The 13,578-nt window shown below is 66.5% G+C and carries 23 protein-coding genes; 1 reads left to right on the top strand and 22 read right to left on the bottom strand.

The genetic code is table 11. The features are described 5' to 3' along the window. Positions 1-10: 10 nt before the first annotated feature. The 8 genes from rplQ to ABD255_RS35975 all read right to left on the bottom strand — a co-directional run bounded on the left by rplQ (position 11) and on the right by ABD255_RS35975 (position 4,510). Entirely contained in the window at positions 11-712 is a 702-nt protein-coding gene (gene rplQ / locus ABD255_RS36010) for a 50S ribosomal protein L17, sunset domain variant (RefSeq protein ID WP_486336054.1), read from the bottom strand. 95 nt (positions 713-807) lie between these two features. After that, positions 808-1,833 carry a DNA-directed RNA polymerase subunit alpha gene (locus tag ABD255_RS36005; RefSeq protein WP_112243143.1) on the bottom strand — a complete coding sequence of 342 codons (1,026 nt, stop codon included), beginning with the start codon at positions 1,831-1,833 and terminating at the stop codon, positions 808-810. A 103-nt stretch (positions 1,834-1,936) separates the two neighbouring features. After that, positions 1,937-2,545: a 30S ribosomal protein S4 gene (gene rpsD / locus ABD255_RS36000; protein ID WP_020388082.1), complete on the bottom strand. Its 609-nt coding sequence runs from the start codon at positions 2,543-2,545 to the stop codon at positions 1,937-1,939. Between the two features lie 24 nt (positions 2,546-2,569). Next, on the bottom strand, positions 2,570-2,977 hold the full coding sequence (gene rpsK / locus ABD255_RS35995) for a 30S ribosomal protein S11 (protein WP_012923659.1): 408 nt from the start codon (positions 2,975-2,977) through the stop codon (positions 2,570-2,572). 38 nt (positions 2,978-3,015) lie between these two features. Next, complete coding sequence (gene rpsM, locus ABD255_RS35990; protein WP_020388083.1) at positions 3,016-3,387, bottom strand: 30S ribosomal protein S13; 372 nt, start codon at positions 3,385-3,387, stop codon at positions 3,016-3,018. A 198-nt stretch (positions 3,388-3,585) separates the two neighbouring features. Further along, positions 3,586-3,699 (bottom strand): 50S ribosomal protein L36, encoded by a 114-nt coding sequence (rpmJ, locus tag ABD255_RS35985; RefSeq protein ID WP_008361054.1) that lies wholly within the window; start codon positions 3,697-3,699, stop codon positions 3,586-3,588. A 30-nt stretch (positions 3,700-3,729) separates the two neighbouring features. Next, positions 3,730-3,951, bottom strand: coding sequence for a translation initiation factor IF-1 (gene infA / locus ABD255_RS35980; protein WP_012923661.1), 222 nt, complete (start codon positions 3,949-3,951; stop codon positions 3,730-3,732). Positions 3,952-4,171: 220 nt separating this feature from the next. Continuing rightward, positions 4,172-4,510, bottom strand: a complete 339-nt coding sequence (locus ABD255_RS35975) for a winged helix-turn-helix transcriptional regulator (RefSeq protein WP_344221262.1) — start codon at positions 4,508-4,510, stop codon at positions 4,172-4,174. Between the two features lie 90 nt (positions 4,511-4,600). Between ABD255_RS35975 and ABD255_RS35970 the strand changes: the two genes are divergently transcribed. Further along, positions 4,601-5,470 carry an NAD(P)-dependent oxidoreductase gene (locus ABD255_RS35970; protein WP_344221261.1) on the top strand — a complete coding sequence of 290 codons (870 nt, stop codon included), beginning with the start codon at positions 4,601-4,603 and terminating at the stop codon, positions 5,468-5,470. Between the two features lie 13 nt (positions 5,471-5,483). Here the strand turns inward: ABD255_RS35970 and ABD255_RS35965 are convergent, their stop codons facing one another. The 14 genes from ABD255_RS35965 to rplX form a co-directional block, all read right to left on the bottom strand. Beyond that, entirely contained in the window at positions 5,484-6,281 is a 798-nt protein-coding gene (locus ABD255_RS35965; RefSeq protein WP_344221260.1) for a hypothetical protein, read from the bottom strand. Between the two features lie 11 nt (positions 6,282-6,292). Then, complete coding sequence (locus tag ABD255_RS35960; RefSeq protein WP_344221259.1) at positions 6,293-6,748, bottom strand: DUF1707 SHOCT-like domain-containing protein; 456 nt, start codon at positions 6,746-6,748, stop codon at positions 6,293-6,295. Positions 6,749-6,861: 113 nt separating this feature from the next. Next, complete coding sequence (map, locus tag ABD255_RS35955) at positions 6,862-7,686, bottom strand: type I methionyl aminopeptidase (protein ID WP_344221258.1); 825 nt, start codon at positions 7,684-7,686, stop codon at positions 6,862-6,864. Positions 7,687-7,695: 9 nt separating this feature from the next. Beyond that, positions 7,696-8,268: an adenylate kinase gene (locus ABD255_RS35950; protein WP_344221257.1), complete on the bottom strand. Its 573-nt coding sequence runs from the start codon at positions 8,266-8,268 to the stop codon at positions 7,696-7,698. Next, a complete protein-coding gene (gene secY / locus ABD255_RS35945; protein WP_344221256.1) occupies positions 8,268-9,569 on the bottom strand; it encodes a preprotein translocase subunit SecY in 1,302 nt (433 codons plus the stop codon). The genes ABD255_RS35950 and secY overlap by 1 nt, the downstream gene beginning before the upstream one ends. Positions 9,570-9,702: 133 nt before the next feature. Continuing rightward, entirely contained in the window at positions 9,703-10,143 is a 441-nt protein-coding gene (gene rplO / locus ABD255_RS35940) for a 50S ribosomal protein L15 (RefSeq protein WP_344221255.1), read from the bottom strand. Between the two features lies 1 nt (position 10,144). After that, positions 10,145-10,327 carry a 50S ribosomal protein L30 gene (rpmD, locus tag ABD255_RS35935; protein WP_012923669.1) on the bottom strand — a complete coding sequence of 61 codons (183 nt, stop codon included), beginning with the start codon at positions 10,325-10,327 and terminating at the stop codon, positions 10,145-10,147. Continuing rightward, complete coding sequence (gene rpsE, locus ABD255_RS35930; RefSeq protein ID WP_344221254.1) at positions 10,327-10,926, bottom strand: 30S ribosomal protein S5; 600 nt, start codon at positions 10,924-10,926, stop codon at positions 10,327-10,329. Before rpsE ends, rpmD begins: the two co-directional genes overlap by 1 nt. 33 nt (positions 10,927-10,959) lie before the next feature. Next, complete coding sequence (gene rplR, locus ABD255_RS35925) at positions 10,960-11,343, bottom strand: 50S ribosomal protein L18 (RefSeq protein WP_344221253.1); 384 nt, start codon at positions 11,341-11,343, stop codon at positions 10,960-10,962. A 2-nt stretch (positions 11,344-11,345) separates the two neighbouring features. After that, entirely contained in the window at positions 11,346-11,888 is a 543-nt protein-coding gene (gene rplF / locus ABD255_RS35920; RefSeq protein WP_344221252.1) for a 50S ribosomal protein L6, read from the bottom strand. Between the two features lie 27 nt (positions 11,889-11,915). Next, complete coding sequence (gene rpsH, locus ABD255_RS35915) at positions 11,916-12,323, bottom strand: 30S ribosomal protein S8 (protein WP_344221251.1); 408 nt, start codon at positions 12,321-12,323, stop codon at positions 11,916-11,918. Between the two features lie 97 nt (positions 12,324-12,420). After that, entirely contained in the window at positions 12,421-12,606 is a 186-nt protein-coding gene (locus ABD255_RS35910; RefSeq protein WP_132167346.1) for a type Z 30S ribosomal protein S14, read from the bottom strand. A 1-nt stretch (position 12,607) separates the two neighbouring features. Continuing rightward, positions 12,608-13,180: a 50S ribosomal protein L5 gene (gene rplE, locus ABD255_RS35905; RefSeq protein WP_344221250.1), complete on the bottom strand. Its 573-nt coding sequence runs from the start codon at positions 13,178-13,180 to the stop codon at positions 12,608-12,610. Then, positions 13,180-13,578, bottom strand: coding sequence for a 50S ribosomal protein L24 (rplX, locus tag ABD255_RS35900; RefSeq protein WP_344221249.1), 399 nt, complete (start codon positions 13,576-13,578; stop codon positions 13,180-13,182). The genes rplE and rplX overlap by 1 nt, the downstream gene beginning before the upstream one ends.

Here is a 13,578-nt window from a genome sequence, read left to right as displayed (position 1 = left end):
AGCTGAGGTGTTACTTGTCCTCGGTCTCGCCGGCCTTGGCGAACCCGGCCGCCGCGGCGGCTTCCTCGGTGCTGAACCAGACCTCGGCCTCGGTCTGGTCGTACCAGGGGGACTCGGTGGTGTGGTACTTCATCGAGTTCTCGTTGCCCTTGATGTCGAAGCCCTCGGGCGCCGAACCGTCGGCCAGCGGGGCCGCGGAGCCCTCGTACTTGCCGGTCACGACGTCCTGCACCGTGGCGTCCTCGGCCGGAGCCGCGGTCTCCTCGGTGGCGGCCTCGTCGGCCTCCGCCTTCTTCGCGGTCGCCTTCTTGGCCGGAGCCTTCTTCGCCGCCTTCTTGGCCTTCGGCGAGTCCGCCAGCGCCTCGACGAGCTCGATCTTCACCATCGGGGCGTTGTCGCCCTTGCGCGGGCCGAGCTTGATGATCCGGGTGTAGCCACCCGGACGGTCCGCGTAGCGCTCACCGATCTCGGTGAACAGCACGTGCACGACGGACTTGTCGCGGATCCGCTTCATCACCTGACGACGCGAGTTCAGGTCACCGCGCTTGGCCTTGGTGATCATCGACTCCGCCAGCGGCTGCAGGCGCTTGGCCTTGGTCGCGGTGGTGGTGATCGCGCCGTGCTCGAACAGCGAGGTCGCGAGGTTGCTGAGGATCAGCTTCTCGTGCGCCGGGCTGCCGCCGAGGCGGGATCCCTTGGTAGGGGTAGGCATCTGTCTTAACTCCAGGAAATCTCAGGCCCGATGATGGCGGGCCTTGGATGGGCCGTGCTAGCTCAGTGACCGGGGTGGTGGGGCGAGGAAGGTCTTCAGTACTGCTCGGTCTCGGCGAAGCTCTCGTCCTCGTCCTCGGCGTCGTCGCCGTACGCCTCGGCGGCGGCGCGCAGGTCGAAGCCGGGGGGCGAGTCCTTCAGCGACAGGCCCATCTCGGCCAGCTTCAGCTTGACCTCGTCGATCGACTTGGAGCCGAAGTTGCGGATGTCCAGCAGGTCCTGCTCGCTGCGCGAGATCAGCTCACCCACGGTGTGGATGCCCTCACGCTTGAGGCAGTTGTAGGACCGGACGGTCAGCTGCAGGTCCTCGACCGGCAGGGCCAGGTCGGCGGCCATCTGCTCGTCGACCGGCGACGGGCCGATGTCGATGCCCTCGGCCTCGACGTTCAGCTCGCGGGCCAGGCCGAACAGCTCGACCAGGGTCTTACCGGCCGACGCGACGGCGTCGCGCGGCAGCATCGACGGCTTGGTCTCGACGTCCACGACGAGACGGTCGAAGTCGGTGCGCTGCTCGACTCGGGTCGCCTCGACCTTGTAGGTGACCTTCAGGACCGGGGAGTAGATCGAGTCGACCGGCATCCGGCCGATCTCGGCGTCCGCGGACTTGTTCTGGATGGCGGACACGTAGCCGCGGCCCCGCTCGACGACCAGCTCCATCTCGAGCCGGCCCTTCTCGTTCAGGGTGGCGATCTTCAGGTCCGGGTTGTGCACCTCGACACCTGCCGGCGGCGCGATGTCGGCGGCGGTGACGTCACCGGGGCCCTGCTTGCGCAGGTACATGGTGACCGGCTCGTCGTGCTCGGAGGAGACGACCAGGTCCTTGAGGTTCAGGATCAGCTGGGTGGCGTCTTCCTTGACCCCGGCGACCGTCGAGAACTCGTGCAGCACGCCGTCGACCTTGATGCTGGTGACAGCGGCGCCCGGGATGGACGACAGCAGGGTACGGCGAATCGAGTTGCCGAGGGTGTAGCCGAAGCCCGGCTCGAGCGGCTCGATCACGAACCGCGAGCGGTGCTCGTCGACGACCTCTTCGGCGAGGGTGGGACGCTGCGCAATAAGCACTGTGTGTTCTTCCTTCTAGTTCCGCGACGACCACTATTTGAGGTCGCGAACCGAAGAGCGAACCGGCCCGCCGGCGGCCCGGAGGCCACCGGCGGGGACCGGATCAGTTCTTCGAGTAGAGCTCGACGATCAGGTGCTCGGCGACCTGGGTGTCGATCTGTGCCCGGGTGGGCAACTGGTGCACGAGGATCCGCAGCCGCTCGGGCAGCGCCTCGAGCCAGGCCGGAACCACTCGCTCGGAGTGGGTCTCCCTGGCGATGATGAACGGCGTCATCTCAACCGACTTCGGCCGGACGTCGATCACGTCGTGGGCCGAGACCCGGTACGACGGGATGTTCACCTTGATGCCGTTCACGGTGAAGTGACCGTGCACGACGAGCTGACGCGCCTGACGACGGGTCCGGGCCAGACCGGCGCGGTACACGACGTTGTCGAGGCGGGACTCGAGGATGATCAGCAGGTTGTCACCGGTCTTACCAGGACGCCGCGAGGCCTCCTTGTAGTACAGGCTGAACTGCTTCTCCAGCACGCCGTAGGCGTAGCGGGCCTTCTGCTTCTCCCGCAACTGGAGCAGGTACTCGCTCTCCTTGGGACGGCCGCGGCCGTGCATACCCGGGGGGTACGGACGACGCTCGAACGCCTTGTCGCCACCGACGAGGTCGACCCCGAGACGGCGCGACTTCTTGGTCATGGGTCCGGTGTAACGGGCCATTTTCGCTGCCTACCTTTCTCTGGGTCAGACCCGGCGCCGCTTGGGCGGGCGGCATCCGTTGTGGGCGGTCGGGGTGACGTCCTGGATGGTGCCGACCTCGAGGCCGACGGCACCCAGTGAACGAATCGCGGTCTCACGGCCGGAGCCGGGACCCTTCACGAACACGTCGATCTTGCGCATGCCGTGCTCCATCGCGCGCCGGCCGGCCGCCTCGGCGGCCATCTGCGCGGCGAACGGGGTCGACTTGCGCGAACCCTTGAAGCCGACGGTGCCCGCGGAAGCCCACGAGATGACCGCGCCGGTCGGGTCGGTGATCGTCACGATCGTGTTGTTGAACGTGCTCTTGATGTGCGCGTGGCCGGCGGCCACGTTCTTCTTCTCCTTGCGGCGCACCTTCTTCGCGCCGGCCGCGGTGCGGCTCTTGGGAGGCATAAGTCAGTTGCTCCTGGGCTGGTCGACGGTCATCCGGGTCACTTCTTCTTCTTGCCGGCGATCGCCTTGCGACGACCCTTGCGGCTACGGGCGTTGGTCCGCGTGCGCTGACCACGCACCGGGAGGCCGCTGCGGTGCCGGCGACCCTGGTACGACCCGATCTCGATCTTGCGACGGATGTCCGCGGTCACCTCACGACGGAGGTCACCTTCGATCTTGTAGTTGCCCTCGATGAAGTCCCGGAGCTTGACCAGTTCCTCGTCGCCCAGTTCGTGGACGCGCTTGTCACCGGAGATGCCGGTGGCTTCGAGCGTCTTCAGGGCGCGAGTACGACCTACACCGAAGATGTAGGTGAGAGCGACCTCGATGCGCTTGTCGCGCGGGAGGTCGACGCCTACGAGGCGTGCCATGTGGCGGTGTTCCTTTCGTCGGCAGAGGTGTGGTGGCGCGCTGCGTCCTTGCCCGCCTCGGTGCTGTTGTCCGATTTCTCGGGATCACCGGCAAGGCCCCGGCCTCTGTTCCGGGGGCAACGCCCAGTCGTGCGATCTACTGGGCGAGCATGCGCGCTGTGGTGCGAAAGTGCAGGTAAAACGCGAGTGGGGCTGAAATCAGCCTTGCCGCTGCTTGTGCCGCGGGTTCTCGCAGATCACCATGACCCGGCCGTGACGGCGGATCACCTTGCACTTGTCGCAGATCTTCTTGACGCTCGGATTGACCTTCATCGAGCTTCTTTCTTCGACAGGTGGTGGTGGTTACTTGTACCGGTAGACGATGCGACCCCGGGTGAGGTCGTACGGCGACAGCTCCACGACGACCCGGTCCTCGGGGAGGATCCGGATGTAGTGCTGCCTCATCTTGCCGCTGATGTGCGCGAGCACCTTGTGCCCGTTGGACAGCTCAACACGGAACATCGCGTTCGGCAGGGCCTCAACGATGGTGCCCTCGAGTTCGATGACTCCCTCTTTTTTGGGCATGTCCTCGCACTTCTGTAGACGACAACTGAATGGGTGTACTGCGGTACTGCGTCGGCCCGCCACCCCTGCGCGCCAAGCCACCCTCCCGACGGCGTGCGACATCGCACTCATCGAGCAGCCGCGGGCAGCACGAGCAGAGGCCACAATGGGCCAAGGGAAGAGTGTACGCCACCTACCGGCCGGAAACCCAATCGGGCCCTTGCCGGCCCCCGGCGGGGACTCAGCAGGGCCGGGTGGCCTCGATCTCGGTCAGGTGGTCGGCACCCCACTGGTCCAGCGGAGCCAGTGCCACATTCAACGACTCACCGAGCGTGGTCAGAGAGTACTCCACCTTGGGCGGAACCTGGTGGAAGACCTCCCGGTGCACGATGTCGCGGCTCTCCAACTCCCGCAACTGCTGGATCAGCATCTTCTCGGTCACCCCGGAGACCTCCTTGCGCAACTCGCCGAACCGCCTCGGCCCGTGGTGCAGCGCCCAGAGGATGCGCGGCTTCCACTTCCCGCCGATCACGTCCGCGGCCGCGTCCAGTCCACAGGTGTACGGGGTCACTGCCGCCATGCCGGAGTCTCCTTACTTACCTTTTGGTGAGTACCTGACTATTTAGTAGGTACTTGTCGACTTTATAGCCCGGCAGCAAGTCTGGACCCCATGAAGACTCCTGCCACTGTTCTCGGCCTCGGCGCGATGGGAACCGCCCTCGCCCGGGCCTTCCTGGCCGCCGGCCACCCGACCACCGTCTGGAACCGCACCCCCGACCGCTCCCCCGAGCTCGACGACCTCGGCGTCACCCGCGCGAAGACCGTGGCCGACGCGATCGCGGCGAGCCCTCTGGTCGTCGTCTGCCTGCTCGACGACGCCTCGGTCCGTGACACGTTGGCCCCGGCCGCCTCCGAACTGGGCAGCCGGACCCTGGTCAACCTCGTCAACGGCACCCCGGAGCAGGCCCGCCGGACCGCCGACTGGACCACCCAGCAGGACGCGGAGTACCTGGACGGCGGCATCATGGCCGTGCCCGTGATGATCGGCGGACCGGCGGCGTTCATCCTCTACAGCGGCTCCGAGACCGCCTTCGAGCGGCACCAGGCCGACTTGGCAGCGCTGGCCCGGCCGACCTTCGTGGGCAGCGATCCCGGGCTGGCCGCGCTGCACGACCTGGCCCTGTTGAGCGGCATGTACGGCATGTTCGGCGGCGCCGCCCACGCACTCGCGCTGATCTCCAGCGAGAAGGTCTCACCGACCGCCTTCACCGCCGAACTGCTGGTCCCCTGGCTCACCGCCATGCTGGGAGCGGTTTCCGGCATCGCCAACGACCTCGAGTACGGCGCTGAGCCGGGTGCAGCCGGCTCCAACCTGGCGATGCAGGCCGCCGCGTTCGGCAACCTGACCGAGGCGTCTCATGCTCAGGGAGTCGATCCCCGCATGCTGATCCCGATGCGGGACCTGCTCGACCGCGCGGTCGCGGAAGGCCACGGTGACGAAGACCTGGCCGCCACCGTCCGGTTGCTCGCGAAGGACTAGTGTCCTCAGGACACTAGAGGGGCCTGGTCGCGGCCCACTGCTCGCCGGCTTGCCAGACGTGCTCAGGCATCAGGTCGAGCAGGTCGCAGGCGGCGTCGAGCTGGGCGAGCGCAGTACTGGGGTCGCGGTAGGCGGGCAGGATGACGACGAAGCGCCGCCCTTCGCAGCTGAAGCCGAAGGGCGGCACCTGCGCCAGCGCCTCGACCGCCCGCGGGTGCAGTACCGCCATGGCCAGATCCTCCCGGCCGTTGTAGAGCTGGTACGCACCGGGCAGGCCTTCGACCGTCAGCTTGATCGGCAGCAGACTGGCGGCCGCGACCGAGGCGAGGGAAGCCGGCAGCACCTGCAGCGGTGGCAACGGCCGCTCCACCTCGAGATCGAGGAAGTCGAAGCCCAGCGCGCGCCGGCGGACCTTGTGCCGGAAGCGGCCGGTCCAGAACTCGCGGCCACGATGCCGGCCGGCCGTCACGTCGACGACCTCGGCGCCGGGATCGGCGTCGAACGGCGGGAAGGGCCAGCGCTCCAGCAGGCCCTGCTCGACAGCGTTCAGGTGCCAGCCCATCTGCTCGACGACGTCTTCCCAGGCCTTCCGGATCCGCAGCTCGGCCAGCCTGCTCACCAGGGTGAACACCACCAGCACCGCGAACCAGCCGAGCACCATCCAGCCGACCCAGCGCGGCTCCAGCAGCAGGCCGAACAACACCAAGGGAATCGCGATCGCGAACCAGAGGACGAAGACCAGTGCCGAGCCCTGCCGCAGTTGCCACACCAGGTCGGGTCGCAGGCGCGGCCGCCCCTGGTGGCGGCTCACTGGGGTGGCCGTCAACGTTTCTTTCCGAGGTTGCTCAGGGCGATGAACGCCCAAGGGATCAGCAACCAGACGGGCCAGAACGCAGGCCAGTTGCCGCCGTTGCCCACGCCGATGACGAACCAGATGACCACGTTCAGCAAGACGACGCCGGTGAAACCGCCGGCCAGGTTCCGCAGCGCGTTGGTCTGGGGCTGCTTGTTCTTCTGCCGCTCCGGGAACTGGCCCGGCGCCGGGGCCGGCGTCGCGTTCTGGACCATCGCGGGGGTCTGGTAGGTCCGGACCGGGGGCAGGTCACGCACCAGCGGCTCCAGTTCGCCGTACTTCTGCGCGGCGTACAACTGGTCGAGGCGCGCGTTGAACTCGGGCTGGTCCAGCCTGCCGTCGGCGAAGGCGTCCCGCAGCCGGCCGGCGATCTTCTCGCGGTCGGCCTCGGTGAAGCGCTGATGTGGCTGGTACTGGCTGGGCATGTCTCAAGTGTGCCTCAGCCTGGGACCGCCCGGCGTCCCCCGACGGACGGACCCCAGGAGTCAATCGACCGTTTCAGTCCACCGGCGGCCAGAAGGCGACGCCCGGCCGGCCTTCAGTCGGCCAGCGGGCCGAAGGTGACGCCGAGTTCCTTGAGCTTGGCCTCGCCGCCGTCCAGCGCGGTCAGCACCCACGGCCCCTGTGGCGTCAGCGTGAAGGTGTGCTCGGTGTGCGCGGCGACCGAACCGTCGTCGGTGACGACCGTCCAGTCGTCCTCGAGCGTGTGGTTCTCCTGCCGGCCCAGCGTCAGCATCGGTTCGACCGCGAGCGCGAGACCCTCGATCAGCTTGGGTCCCTTGCCGGCCTTGCCGTAGTTCGGCACGTTCGGCGGCTGGTGCATCGCCGACCCGATCCCGTGCCCGACGAAGTCCTCCACGATCCCGTACTGCGAGTTGGCCCGGACGTGTCCCTCGACCGCGGCCGAGATGTCGGTCAGCCGGCCACCGAGCCGGGCGGCGGCGAATCCACGCCACATCGACTCCTCGCAGATCTTCGCGAGTTCGAGCAGTGCGGGGTCGGCCTCGCCGACGGGCACCGTGATGGCGGCGTCGCCGTGCCAGCCGTCCACGATCGCACCGCAGTCGATCGAGATCAGGTCACCGTCGGCCAGCACCCGGTCGCCCGGGATGCCGTGCACGATCTCGTCGTTCACCGACGCGCAGATCGAGCCGGTGAAGCCGTGGTAGCCCTTGAAGGAGGGGGTCGCGCCCGCGGACCGGATGCTGTCCTCGGCGATCGCGTCCAGCTCGCCGGTGGTGATGCCGGCCTTCACCTCACCGCGGAGCAGTTCCAGCGTGCGGCCGACCACCAGGCCGGCCGCACGCATGGAGATGATCTGTTCGCGGGTCTTGATCTCGATCCCGCGGTCCTTAAAGATCACTGACCGCTCTTAACCTTCCAGCGTCTTGAGGGCCGCGAGCACGCGCTCGCTGACCTCTTCGATCTCACCGACACCGTCGACCTCGACCAGCAGGCCGCGCTGGTCGTAGACCCGCAGCAGCGGCTTGGTCTCGGCGGTGTAGACCTCCTGGCGGTGCCGGATGACCTCTTCGGAGTCGTCCGACCGGCCGTCGACCTTGGCCCGGCGGAGCATCCGGTCGACCAGCACCTCGGGGTCGGCGGTCAGCGCGACCACCGCGTCCAACTGGTGACCGTGCTCGGCCAGGATGTCGTCCAGGGTGCCGACCTGGGGCAACGTGCGGGGGTACCCGTCGAGCAGGAACCCCTCGCCCGCGTCCGCCTCGGACAGCCGGTCCCGCACCATTGCGTTGGTGACCTCGTCCGGGACGTAGTTGCCCGCGTCCATGTAGCGCTTCGCCTCGAGACCCAGTGCGGTCTCTTCCTTGACGTTGGCGCGGAAGATGTCGCCGGTGGATACGGCCGGAATTCCGAGCCGGTCCGCAAGCACCTTTGCCTGCGTCCCCTTACCCGCTCCGGGCGGACCCATCAGCAACATTCTCATCAGCGCAGGAACCCTTCGTAATTACGTTGCTGCAGCTGCGACTCGATCTGCTTCACCGTGTCCAGACCGACACCGACCATGATCAGGATCGACGTACCACCGAACGGGAAGTTCTGGCTGGCGTTCAGCAAAACCAGTGCGACCAGCGGGATCATCGAGATGATCGCCAGGTAGATGGCGCCGGGCAACGTGATGCGGGACAGGACGTAGGAGAGGTACTCCTCGGTCGGCCGGCCCGCCCGGATCCCGGGGATGAAGCCGCCGTACTTCTTCATGTTGTCTGCAACTTCCTTCGGATTGAAGGTAATCGAGACGTAGAAGTACGTGAAGAAGATGATCAGGGCGACATACGTCACCATGTAGATCGGGTGATCGCCCTTGACCAGGTTGCCCTGGATCCACTGAGCCCACTTCTCGTCCTGGCGGAACTGACTGATCAGCACCGGCAGGTACATCAGGCTGGAGGCGAAGATGACCGGGATCACACCGGCCTGGTTGACCTTCAGCGGGATGTAGGTCGACGTACCGCCGAACATCTTGCGGCCGACCATGCGTTTGGCGTACTGCACCGGGATCCGGCGCTGCGCCTGTTCGATGAAGATGACCGCGGCCATGATGACCAGGCCGATGACCAGGACCACGATGAAGGTGGTCAGGCCGCGGGACTTGCGGATGCTCCACAGCTGCGACGGGAAGGTCGCGACGATCTGGGTGAAGATCAGGATCGACATGCCGTTGCCGACACCGCGGTCGGTGATCAGCTCGCCCAGCCACATCACGACGCCGGTACCGGCGGTCATCGTGAGCACCATCACGGTGACGGGGAACACGCCGTCGTCGTGCAGCAGCGGCAGGTCACAGCCCTGGAACAGCCGGCCGGGGGTGCGGGCCAGCGCCACGAAGGCGGTCGCCTGCAGCACGGCCAGACCGACGGTCAGGAACCGGGTGTATTGGGTGATCTTGGTCTGTCCCGCCTGGCCTTCCTTCTTCAGCGACTCCAGCCGCGGGATGACCACGGTGAGCAGCTGCAGAATGATGCTGGCGGTGATGTACGGCATGATGCCGAGCGCGAAGATCGCGAGCTGCAGCAGTGCCCCACCGGAGAACAGGTTGATCAGGTTGTAGAGGTTCGCGTTCGACCCGTTGAGCCCTTGGTTCAGGCACTGGTCCAGCGACCTGACGTTGACGCCGGGGGCGGGAACGACCGAGCCGATCCGGAAGATCACGACAATGAAGAGCACGAACAAGATCTTCCGGCGCAGGTCCGGAGTCTTGAACGCGTTGGCAAAGGCGCCTAACACCCTGTCCTCCCACAAGTTTCCCTTGCCCCGGGCAGGGCAGGGGCCTAGCAAAACAGCTGGGCAAGAGACGAACCAGGGCTCGTCCGAACTCCAGCGCACACTATCAAGCGCTGGCTCGCACGAGCCCTGGTCCTCACACCTCGGTTGCTGTTCCTCCGGCCGCCGTGATCTTCTCCTTGGCGGACTTCGAGAACTTGTGCACCGAAACTTGCAGAGCAACCGTGAGCTCGCCGTCGCCCAGCACCTTCACCGGGAGACTGTCACGGACCGCACCCTTGGCGACCAGGTCGGCAACGCCGACCTCGCCCCCTTCGGGGAACAGCTGTCCGAGCTTGTCCAGGTTAACGACCTGGAACTCCACTCGGTTCCTGCTCTTGAAGCCCTTCAGCTTCGGCAGCCGCATGTGCAGCGGCATCTGGCCACCCTCGAACCACTCGGGGATGTTGTTGCGGGCCTTGCTGCCCTTGGTACCGCGGCCGGCCGTCTTGCCCTTGCTGCCCTCACCACGACCCACGCGGGTCTTGGCGGTCTTGGCGCCGGGCGCCGGACGCAGGTGATGAACCTTGAGCGCCATGTCAGTCAACCTCTTCGACGGTGATGAGGTGGCGAACCGTGCGGACCATGCCGCGGATCTCCGGACGGTCGTCGTGAACGGCGACGTCGCCGATCCGCTTCACGCCGAGGGTCCGCAGGGTGTCGCGCTGGTTCTGCTTGCCACCGATGCCGGAACGGGTCTGGGTCACCTTCAAGCGTGCCATCAGGAGATTCCCTCCGCCCGCGCCTTCAGCAGCGCCGCCGGGGCGACGTGCTCGACCGGCAGACCACGGCGAGCAGCCACGGCCTCCGGAGTCTCCAGGCTGCGCAGCGCCTCGACCGTGGCGTGAACCACGTTGATGGCGTTGGACGAACCCAGCGACTTGCTGAGGATGTCGTGGATACCGGCGCACTCCAGAACCGCACGCGCCGAGCCACCCGCGATCACACCGGTACCGGGAGCGGCCGGACGCAGCATGACAACGCCTGCGGCCTTCTCGCCCTGGACCGGGTGCGGGATGGTGCCCTGGATCCTCGGCACCTTGAAGAACGACTTCTTGGCCTCCTCGACACCCTTGGCGATCGCCGCGGGCACCTCCTTGGCCTTGCCATACCCAACACCGACGGTGCCTTCACCGTCGCCGACGACCACGAGGGCGGTGAAGCTGAAGCGACGACCACCCTTCACGACCTTGGCAACACGGTTGATGGCTACCACGCGCTCGATGTAGGCGGTCTTGTCAGCTGCCGCACCACGACCACCGTCGCGGTTACGGCGCTCACCACCGGCGCCGCCTCCGCGACGCTGCTGGCCTCCGCTCATTTCGAACTACCTTCTTCCTTTTGTGTCGCCATGTCAGAAGCCAAGTCCGCCGTCACGGGCGGCGTCAGCCAGCGCCGCGATGCGGCCGTGGTACTTGTTCCCGGCCCGGTCGAACACGACCGAGTCGATACCCGCTGCCTTGGCGCGGTCGGCGATCAGGCCGCCCACGGTCTTGGCCTTGTCGGTCTTGTTCGCCTCCGCACCGCGCAGGTCGGCCTCCATGGTGGAAGCCGAGACCAGCGTGACGCCGGCGACGTCGTCGATGACCTGAGCGAACAGGTGCTTCGAGGACTTGCTGACCACCAGGCGCGGCCGGTCGGCCGTGCCGTTGACCTTCTTGCGGACGCGGATCTGACGACGCAGCCGGGAAGAGGTCTTCTTGGCGGAGTGCTTGTTGTGACGCAGTCCGATCGCCATGGTTACTTACCAGCCTTTCCGACCTTGCGGCGCACCTGCTCGCCCGCGTACCGCACACCCTTGCCCTTGTACGGCTCGGGCTTGCGCAGCTTGCGGATGTTGGCAGCGACCTCGCCGACCGACTGCTTGTCGATTCCCTGCACCGAGAACTTGGTCGGCGCCTCGACCACGAAGGTGATGCCTTCCGGCGCCTCCACCGTGATCGTGTGGCTGTAGCCGAGCGAGAACTCCAGCGTCTGCGGGCCCTTGGACAGGACTCGGTAACCGACGCCGACGATCTCGAGCTTCTTCTCGTAGCCGTCCGTCACGCCGGTCACCAGGTTGGCGATCAGAGTGCGGGACAGGCCGTGCAGTTCCTTGCTCTTGCGCTGGTCGTCCGGACGCGAGACGGCGATCGTGCCGTCCTCGTCGCGAGCGACCACGATGGGCTCCGCAACAATGTGCGAGAGCTGACCCTTGGGGCCCTTCACAGTGACCGTCTGGCCGTCGATCGTGACGTCGACGCCGGACGGGACCGTGATCGGGAGCTTACCGATGCGAGACATGAGAGTGGTCCTCCTTCCGGTTCTTCGTCACCAGACGTAGGCGAGGACTTCCCCGCCAACGCCCTTGTTCTTGGCCTGCCGGTCAGTCAGGAGTCCCTGTGACGTCGAGATGATCGCGACGCCGAGGCCACCGAGCACCTTGGGCAGATTGGTCGACTTCGCGTACACCCGCAGGCCGGGCTTGCTGATCCGGCGAACGCCGGCGATCGAGCGCTCGCGGCTCGGGCCGAACTTCAGATCGACAACGAGGGTCTTGCCGACGGAGCCTTCCTTCGGCTCCTCCACCTGGTAGGAGGAGATGTAACCCTCCTGCTGGAGGATGTCGGCGATGCCCTGCTTGATCTTGCTGTACGGCATCTGGGTCGACTCGTGATACGCCTGGTTGGCGTTGCGCAGACGCGTGAGCATGTCTGCGATCGGGTCGGTCATCGTCATGGCCTGGGGCCTCTTTCCCGCCGTGGTTTCGCCTCGTGGCGACCTACGGTGACTAGGTGGTGGGTGGAGAAAAGAACGGTGACGGCAGCGCGGTGGGTCACCAGCTGGACTTGGTGACGCCGGGGAGCTCGCCCCGGTGTGCCATCTCGCGCAGGCAGATCCGGCACAGGCCGAACTTGCGGAAGACGGCCTTGGGCCGGCCGCAGCGCTGGCAGCGCGTGTAGCCACGCACCGCGAACTTCGGCGTACGGGCCTGCTTGACCTTGAGTGCTGTCTTCGCCACGTCAGTTCTCCTTGAACGGGAAGCCGAGCTGCCGCAGCAGCGCGCGCCCCTCGTCGTCGTTCTTGGCGGTGGTCACCACGGTGATGTCCATTCCGCGAACCCGGTCGATCCGGTCCTGGTTGATCTCGTGGAACATCACCTGCTCGGTCAGGCCGAAGGTGTAGTTCCCGTTGCCGTCGAACTGCTTCGGCGACAGACCGCGGAAGTCGCGGATCCGGGGCAGCGCGAGCGCCAGCAGCCGGTCGAGGAACTCCCACATCCGGTCGCCGCGCAGCGTGACGTGCGCGCCGATCGGCATGCCCTCACGCAGCTTGAACTGCGCGATCGACTTGCGGGCCTTGGTCACCGACGGCTTCTGGCCGGTGATCGCGGCCAGGTCCTTGATGGCACCGTCGATCAGCTTGGAGTCGCGAGCCGCCTCGCCGACACCCATGTTCACCACGATCTTGGTGAGCCTGGGCACCTGCATGGCGTTCTCGAAGTGGAACTCGTCCTGCAGCTTGCCGACGATCTCGTCGCGGTACTTGGTCTTCAGCCGGGGCAGAACCTTGCCCTCGGAAACAGCCGTGCTCATCAGATCTCCTCGCCGGTACGCCGCGCGATCCGGACGCTCCGGAAACCGGTGTACGTCGAACCGTCGGGGCGCCGCTTCTGCACCTCGACGCGGTTGTAGCCGACGCGGGTGGTCACCTTCTGCTTCTTGCCGTCCTTCTCGACCTCGACCAGAAGCATCACGTTGGAGACGTGGATCGGGGCTTCCTGGGTGACGATGCCACCCGTGGTGCCGCCGCGCTGGGCCTGCTGCACCTTGGTGTGCTTCTTGACCCGGTTGACGCCTTCGACGATGACCTTCTCGACCTCGGGCAGGACCGAGATGATCTTGCCCTCGAGACCCTTGGACTTGCCGGCGATCACGCGAACGAGATCACCCTTCTTGACGTGCAGCGAACGCTGCACTTTCTGCTGCGCCAT

Origin of the sequence: Kribbella sancticallisti, from assembly GCF_039530625.1 — a bacterium.
In the GTDB taxonomy this organism is placed as follows: domain Bacteria; phylum Actinomycetota; class Actinomycetes; order Propionibacteriales; family Kribbellaceae; genus Kribbella; species Kribbella sancticallisti.
Note: the sequence above shows the minus strand (reverse complement) of the source record. Positions and strands in the feature narration are given on the sequence as shown.

Coding starts and splice junctions, on each gene's coding strand:
- rplX (WP_344221249.1), bottom strand. CDS start 13,578: ATGGCGCAGCAGAAAGTGCAGCGTTCGCTGCACGTCAAGAAGGGTGAT.
- rpsK (WP_012923659.1), bottom strand. CDS start 2,977: ATGCCTCCCAAGAGCCGCACCGCGGCCGGCGCGAAGAAGGTGCGCCGC.
- rplO (WP_344221255.1), bottom strand. CDS start 10,143: ATGGCGCTCAAGGTTCATCACCTGCGTCCGGCGCCCGGCGCCAAGACC.
- rpsD (WP_020388082.1), bottom strand. CDS start 2,545: ATGGCCCGTTACACCGGACCCATGACCAAGAAGTCGCGCCGTCTCGGG.
- ABD255_RS35950 (WP_344221257.1), bottom strand. CDS start 8,268: ATGAGAATGTTGCTGATGGGTCCGCCCGGAGCGGGTAAGGGGACGCAG.
- infA (WP_012923661.1), bottom strand. CDS start 3,951: ATGCCCAAAAAAGAGGGAGTCATCGAACTCGAGGGCACCATCGTTGAG.
- rpsE (WP_344221254.1), bottom strand. CDS start 10,926: ATGAGCGGAGGCCAGCAGCGTCGCGGAGGCGGCGCCGGTGGTGAGCGC.
- rpsH (WP_344221251.1), bottom strand. CDS start 12,323: ATGACGATGACCGACCCGATCGCAGACATGCTCACGCGTCTGCGCAAC.
- rplF (WP_344221252.1), bottom strand. CDS start 11,888: ATGTCTCGCATCGGTAAGCTCCCGATCACGGTCCCGTCCGGCGTCGAC.
- rpmJ (WP_008361054.1), bottom strand. CDS start 3,699: ATGAAGGTCAATCCGAGCGTCAAGAAGATCTGCGACAAGTGCAAGGTG.
- rplQ (WP_486336054.1), bottom strand. CDS start 712: ATGCCTACCCCTACCAAGGGATCCCGCCTCGGCGGCAGCCCGGCGCAC.
- rpsM (WP_020388083.1), bottom strand. CDS start 3,387: ATGGCACGCCTCGTAGGCGTCGACCTCCCGCGCGACAAGCGCATCGAG.
- ABD255_RS35975 (WP_344221262.1), bottom strand. CDS start 4,510: ATGGCGGCAGTGACCCCGTACACCTGTGGACTGGACGCGGCCGCGGAC.
- ABD255_RS35970 (WP_344221261.1), top strand. CDS start 4,601: ATGAAGACTCCTGCCACTGTTCTCGGCCTCGGCGCGATGGGAACCGCC.
- rplR (WP_344221253.1), bottom strand. CDS start 11,343: ATGGCGATCGGACTGCGTCACAACAAGCACTCCGCCAAGAAGACCTCT.
- ABD255_RS35960 (WP_344221259.1), bottom strand. CDS start 6,748: ATGCCCAGCCAGTACCAGCCACATCAGCGCTTCACCGAGGCCGACCGC.
- rplE (WP_344221250.1), bottom strand. CDS start 13,180: ATGAGCACGGCTGTTTCCGAGGGCAAGGTTCTGCCCCGGCTGAAGACC.
- rpmD (WP_012923669.1), bottom strand. CDS start 10,327: ATGGCACGCTTGAAGGTGACCCAGACCCGTTCCGGCATCGGTGGCAAG.